At 59.5% G+C, this 6,138-nt stretch carries 5 protein-coding genes; 3 read left to right on the top strand and 2 right to left on the bottom strand.

The window, feature by feature from the left end; translation table 11 throughout:
• From L3J03_11955 to phoU, 3 genes are all read left to right on the top strand, one after another.
• Positions 1-288: hypothetical protein (locus tag L3J03_11955; GenBank protein MCF6291694.1), on the top strand; the 288-nt coding region annotated here is incomplete at its 5' end.
• Positions 289-379: 91 nt separating this feature from the next.
• Complete coding sequence (locus L3J03_11960) at positions 380-2,158, top strand: ATP-binding protein (GenBank protein MCF6291695.1); 1,779 nt, start codon at positions 380-382, stop codon at positions 2,156-2,158.
• Positions 2,159-2,236: 78 nt separating this feature from the next.
• On the top strand, positions 2,237-2,908 hold the full coding sequence (gene phoU, locus L3J03_11965; GenBank protein ID MCF6291696.1) for a phosphate signaling complex protein PhoU: 672 nt from the start codon (positions 2,237-2,239) through the stop codon (positions 2,906-2,908).
• Between the two features lie 24 nt (positions 2,909-2,932).
• Here the strand turns inward: phoU and L3J03_11970 are convergent, their stop codons facing one another.
• Together L3J03_11970 and lon are read right to left on the bottom strand one after the other, a co-directional pair.
• Positions 2,933-3,523, bottom strand: a complete 591-nt coding sequence (locus L3J03_11970) for a CDP-alcohol phosphatidyltransferase family protein (GenBank protein MCF6291697.1) — start codon at positions 3,521-3,523, stop codon at positions 2,933-2,935.
• Positions 3,524-3,637: 114 nt separating this feature from the next.
• A complete protein-coding gene (gene lon / locus L3J03_11975) occupies positions 3,638-5,671 on the bottom strand; it encodes an endopeptidase La (protein MCF6291698.1) in 2,034 nt (677 codons plus the stop codon).
• Positions 5,672-6,138: the final 467 nt, after the last annotated feature.

Consider the following 6,138-nt stretch of genomic DNA (forward strand, 5'->3'; position numbering starts at 1 on the left):
TCGCCGTTGCGGCGAAGCGAGTTCCTGCTTGATAGCCTGTTTATGAACAGCCGGCCCTTCTCAATGGAGCGGCCGTTGGTAGAAGAAAACCCCTTTCCCGACAGGAGGGGGTTTACTGAATGTTTACTGCGGAAATACACCCCCCGTGAGCAGTTAAGCCGCGGGAGGTCTTTTTGCGTAACCGTTCACCAGGGGCTACAAATTTACGGAAACCACCGGCCGGTAAGCGTTTACCAGTGCCACGGATTCGTGCAAGCAGGCCGGCGAATCCATAGTATGTCTATGTGAGCCGGCCTGATCGTGCGAAGAGGGGGTGCTGGTGAACGCTTACCTTTTTGCAACCCGGGCGGGTGGCACTCCTTTCGGTAAAGGTGAATATGTGCGCAAGGTAAAACTCATATGGCTTCTCTTCCCTGCCAACGCCCTGATTTTACTGGGGGCGATCCTGCTCATCGCCCTCTACGGGGGGCAGTCGCTCAAGCTGTTTTATGTCAACCAGACAGCGGCCCAGCTCGAGGCCCAGTCCCGCCTGGTTGAGCGCGAGGTAACCAGGCTTTTACAGGACAACAGGCGCGCGGATCTTAACTCCTTTTTTGCCGAGGTGGGCCAGAGAACCTCGGCCCGGATCACCCTGGTCGACCAACAGGGCAAGGTACTCAACGACACGGCCCATGATCCCCGCAAAATGGAAAACCACGGCGGCCGCCCGGAAATTATCCAGGCCATGGCCGGCCGGGTGGGGAGGAGCAAGAGGTACAGCACCACAATCGGGCAGGACATGCTCTACGTGGCCATCCCGCTCATGGAGAAGGGTTCCATCCGGGGCGTGCTGCGCGCCTCCATCCCGTTGACCGCCATTGACAACACCTTGCGCGGCTTTTTTTACCGGGTCGGCCTCGGTCTGCTGGTGATCGCCGGCCTGGCCGCCGGCATCACCCTGTTTGTCTCCAGAAAAGTGAGCCGGCCCCTGCAGATGATGCGGCAGGGCGCCATGCAATTCGCTGCCGGTGATTTCAGTAAAAAAATCTCCGTCTCCGGCTCGGAGGAGATCGTCGGGCTGGCCCAGTCGATGAACAGCATGGCGGCCCACCTGGACGACCGGATCCGGGCGGTGGTCAGCCAGCGCAACGAACTGGAAACCGTCCTGTCCAGCATGGGCGAGGGGGTGATCGCCGTTGATCTCGACGCCAATGTCGTCTATATGAACGGCTCGGCGGCCCGGCAGCTGGGTGTTGACCAGTGGAAGGTCCAGGGCCGCAACATTCTCGAGGTGGTCAGGAACATCGATCTCCTGCACTTTATCCAGAAAACACTGGCCGAGGATGGCCCCAGCGAGGGTTCGCTGGTATTTAATCGCGGCCGGGAGGGGGAACGCATCCTCCAGCTGCGCGGGGCGCAACTCTTTGATGCCCGGAAAACCAGGCATGGGGCCCTGATCGTGATGAACGACGTTACCAGGCTGTTGCGGCTGGAAAATATCCGCCGTGATTTTGTCGCCAATGTCTCCCATGAGTTGAAAACGCCGATCACCTCGATCAAGGGATATGTTGAGACCCTGTTGGACGAGACCGGCGACGGTCCGGCCCAGGTCCGGGATTTTCTCGAGATCATCCACAAACATGCCAACCGGCTGCAGGCAATTGTCGAGGACCTGCTCACCCTCTCCAAGATCGAACAGGATGACGAGCGTGAGATGATCCCCCTGGCCAGGGAAACCATAAAAAATGTTCTGCGGGCCGCAATTGAGGTCTGTTCCGCCAAGGCGGCGGAAAAGAATATCAACATCACCCTGCAATGCGATGATTCCCTGGCCGCCGCAATCAACCGCCACCTGCTGGAGCAGGCCTGTATCAACCTGATCGATAATGCGGTCAAATACAGCGGCCCGGGAAGCAAGGTCCAGGTGGAGGCGGAAACAACCGGGACCGATCTGTTGATCCGGGTCCGGGATACCGGCCCCGGGATTGCGGCCGAGCACCTGGACCGGTTGTTCGAGCGGTTTTATATCGTTGACAAGGCGCGCAGCAGAAAGCTGGGCGGCACCGGGCTCGGCCTGGCAATTGTCAAACATATTGCCCGGGCCCATGGCGGCCGGGTAACAGTGCAAAGCGAGTTGGAAAAAGGAACGGTTTTTACGATTCACCTGCCAAGGGTATAGATCGGTTGCAAGGCGCGGGAGAGCGTTGCCGGAGGCGATCCGTCTTTTCAATGAGAGCAGTTGTCAGCAGGGAGGAGCATGATGTCCAAGCATTTGCAGAAAGATATTGAGAAACTGAAGAACAAGCTCATCCTGATGGGGAGTGAGGTCGAGGACCGGGTATATAAGGCCACCCAGTCCATTGTTAGCCGTGACGAGGAACTGGCCAATGACGTGATCAAGGCGGATACGGAGATTGACCAGCTGGAGATCGATATCGAGGAGCACTGCCTGAAGATGCTGGCGCTCTACCAGCCGGTGGCCATTGACCTGCGATTTATCATCGCCGCGCTCAAGATCAACAACGAACTGGAACGGGTGGGGGATATTGCCGTCAACCTGGCCGAACGGGGCGCCTTCCTGTCAGGCCACAAGGAGGTGGAGATTCCCTTTGACATTCGCAAGATGGCGATCAAGGTCGAGGATATGCTCACCAAGAGCATTGACGCCCTGGTGCATATGGATGTGGTGCTGGCCCACCAGGTCCGGTCCGAGGATGACGAGGTGGATGCCTATAACCGGGAGATGTATGTCCGGGTCAAGGACGCGCTCCTGCATAAACCCGAGCAGGTCAACTGCCTGCTGCACGCCATATCCGCGGGCCGGCACCTGGAGCGGATCGCCGACCTGGCCACCAATATTGCCGAGGATGTCATCTATCTGGTGGATGCGGAGATCGTCCGCCATACCCCCGAGGTGTTTAAGGATTGATGGCGTCGCAACAATTCCGAGGCCTTATTTCCGGCCCGGCAAGAGGCGGATCCCCACCGAGATGCTGGCCAGGCCCAGGGCGGCCCAGAGCAGCAGGTTGCCGATCAGGTTCATCAAGGGCAGGGCCAGCAGCACTGCCCCGGCAAAGAAGAATTTGGACAGGTTCTGGCAGAGCGCCTTTCTCTTGCCAAAGACGTTGGCCCCCTGCACCTGGGTGCTGCGGAGAAAGGTGGAGGCGATATCCAGGGCCAGGAGGAGCAGCAGGGCGGGCTTGTGGATCGCCGGCCAGAACAGGGCCAGGGCGGAGTAGGTGGTCAGCTTATCCACCACCGGGTCAAGGATCTTGCCCCGGGCGCTTACCTGGCCGGTCTCCCGGGCCAGGACGCCGTCGAGGATGTCGAGGACGATTACCGCGGTAACGATGATTACCGCGCTCCAGCCGAGCAGCCGCCAGTCTACCCCCAGCCGGGCCGCCAGTTCGTGGCGGAAGAACCAGATGAGCCAGCCGGGGATGAAGAAGAGCAGCCGGCCCACGGTGATCTGGTTGGGAGTGATCCCCAGGTCATATCCGAGCCACCTGACAAAGTTAATGTATCTGTTTTTTAATGCGGCCACCTGGCAAACTCCTTTGGGAAATACCGCAGCCAACTCTAACGCATTGCCGACGATTTGCAAGAGGTTGATCGGCAGTTGTGCGACAGACCGGTGCGCAGGCCGGCAGACCCCTGGTTATCGCAGGACCAGGTCAATGATCTTGCCCAGGTCGACGGCCGTGACAATCTTTAAATTTTCCGTAACATAGGCGGGAATGTCCTTGAGGTCCGTCTCATTGCGGGCGGGCAGCACCACGGTTGCTATCTTGGCCCGGCGGGCGGCCAGGATCTTTCCCCGGATTCCGCCCACCGGCAGTATCCTGCCGCTCAAGGTCAACTCACCGGTCAGGGCGACGTCCCGCCGCACCGCTCTCCCGGTCAACAACGAGAGCAGGGCCACCGCAATGGTGAGACCCGCCGAGGGGCCGTCCTTGGGAATCGCCCCGGCCGGCACATGGACATGGATATCATGGGCCTCGAAAAAGTCCTCTGGAACCTGAAAGACACGGGCGTTGCTGCGCAGATAACTCAAGGCTGCCCGGGCTGATTCCTTCATGACCTCGCCCAGCGAGCCGGTCAGGATCAACCGTTCCTTGCCCGGCATGATGGCCGCCTCGACAAAGATAAGCTGCCCCCCGGTTTCGGTCATTGCCAGCCCGGTGGCAACCCCGATTTTCTCTTCTTCCCCGGCGTTTTCAAAAAAGTATTTTCTCGGCCCCAGAAAACCCTCAACCAGCTCCGGGGTGATCCGCAGGGGTTGCCGGCCCCCCTGCCCGAGGAGTATCTCCCGGGCCGTTTTGCGGCAGATGGCGGCGATCTGTCGCTGCAGGTTCCGCAGGCCCGCCTCCCGGGTGTATTCCCGGATTATCCTGCGCACCGCGGCCGGGGCGAACAGCGGCGGCCGGCCGGCCAGCCCCGCCTCCTCTATCTCCCTGGGAATCAGGTGGTCAAAGGCGATTTTTTCCTTTTCCTCCTCCGTGTAGCCGGAGAGAAAGAGCAGCTCGAGCCGATCCAGCAGCGGCGCCGGAATCGGGTCCGTGGTGTTGGCCGTGGCAATGAACATCACCTGGGACAGATCAAACGGCAGATCAAGGTAGTTGTCAATGAAGTTGCTGTTCTGGGAGGGGTCGAGTACCTCCAGCAGGGCCGAGGCCGGGTCGCCCTTGAAATCCTGGCCGATCTTGTCGATCTCGTCGAGCATTATCACCGGGTTTCTGGAGCCGGCCTGGCGGATCTCCTGGATGATCCGGCCGGGCAGGGCGCCGACATAGCTCCGCCGGTGGCCCCGTATCTCCGCCTCGTCCTTCATCCCGGCCAGGGAGATCCGGATGAACTTGCGGCCCAGGCTTCTGGCAATGGATCGCTGCAGCGAGGTCTTGCCGGTGCCGGGCGGGCCGGCAAAGCAGAGAATCGGCCCCCTGGCCCCCAACTGGACCTTTTTTTTCTCCAGGGCCCTTTTGATCGCGGTTCTCAGTTCATCCAGTTGCAGGGGCTTGGCCAGGAAACAAGAGGATCCCTTCCTGATGGTCTCGACCGTGGTCGGCATGGTCGCATGGCCGGAGATCACGATCACCTCGACGTCAGGGTCCTTTTCCTTGGCCCTTTCCAATACCTGTGTGCCGTCCACCCCCTTCATCTTCAGGTCGGTGACCACAACATCAAAGCGATCCCTGGCCAGAAAATCCAGGGCCTGGCGGCCGTTGGCCGCCGTGGTGATCAGATAGCCGTCCCTGGCCAGAACATGCCCCATGTTTTTCCTGGCGGTTTCATCGTCATCCACCAGCAGCAGCTTATAACTGTAGGACAGGCGCATGGTCCTGACCGCCAGATATTCCAGGATACGTTCCTTGATATCCGTTAAGCCGTAATGTTCCTTGTCAAGGATCTCCTTGGCGTGATTGATGTCAAGGTTGTCCTCGGTCATCGAGTTCCAGGGCAGGCTGACCAGATATTCGAGATAGTTGAGGCCAATGGTGTATTCAGTGGCCGCGGAATCGATTTTGGCAAGTCTTTCCACCTCGTTCAAGGCCGCCCTTTCGACCCTGGGGGACATCCGGGCGGCAACCACCCGGTCCCGCAGGCTGCCGATCTCAGCGGCGGGCCCGGCCAGATCCTCCCCCCCCGGCCCTTCTTTGTCATAAACACCCAGCATTTTTCTGAACAATCCCATTAATCCTCTCCATCCGCTGATAAGCCGCCCGGAACCCGGCCCGGCCGGTCCGGGAAAAGGTGGTTTGCTATCCATAATAGCACATGCCCCCGGGTGCGGGAAAAGTATTTTGCCTGGGCCGGCCGTTGCACAACGCAACACTGGCGCGAATGAATGTAACGTCCGGCAACCTGTTGTTTTTATGGTTAATGGGTTGACAGCGGGCCGCGGCTGTTACGAAACGCAACGCCATCGGCCCCTTGCCGATTTTGGCAGGAGGGTGAAGAAGGGCCGCGATACCGGCAGGTTACGGGAAAAAATCCATTCCGGCACAGGTGTTGCTTGACAATGACTTGCAGGAGTAAGGTTTCGGTAAACCCCGTACGTTTGAGGTTGGACCGGGAAAGGGGTTTTCTTATAGCGAACGGTGTAGCGGACCCTGAGCCGCGGCCGTGACGGCAAAAGCGGAATTTGAAACAACTTCGGCA

It is taken from the genome of Desulfobacterales bacterium, from assembly GCA_021647905.1.
In the GTDB taxonomy this organism is placed as follows: Bacteria; Desulfobacterota; Desulfobulbia; order Desulfobulbales; family BM004; genus JAKITW01.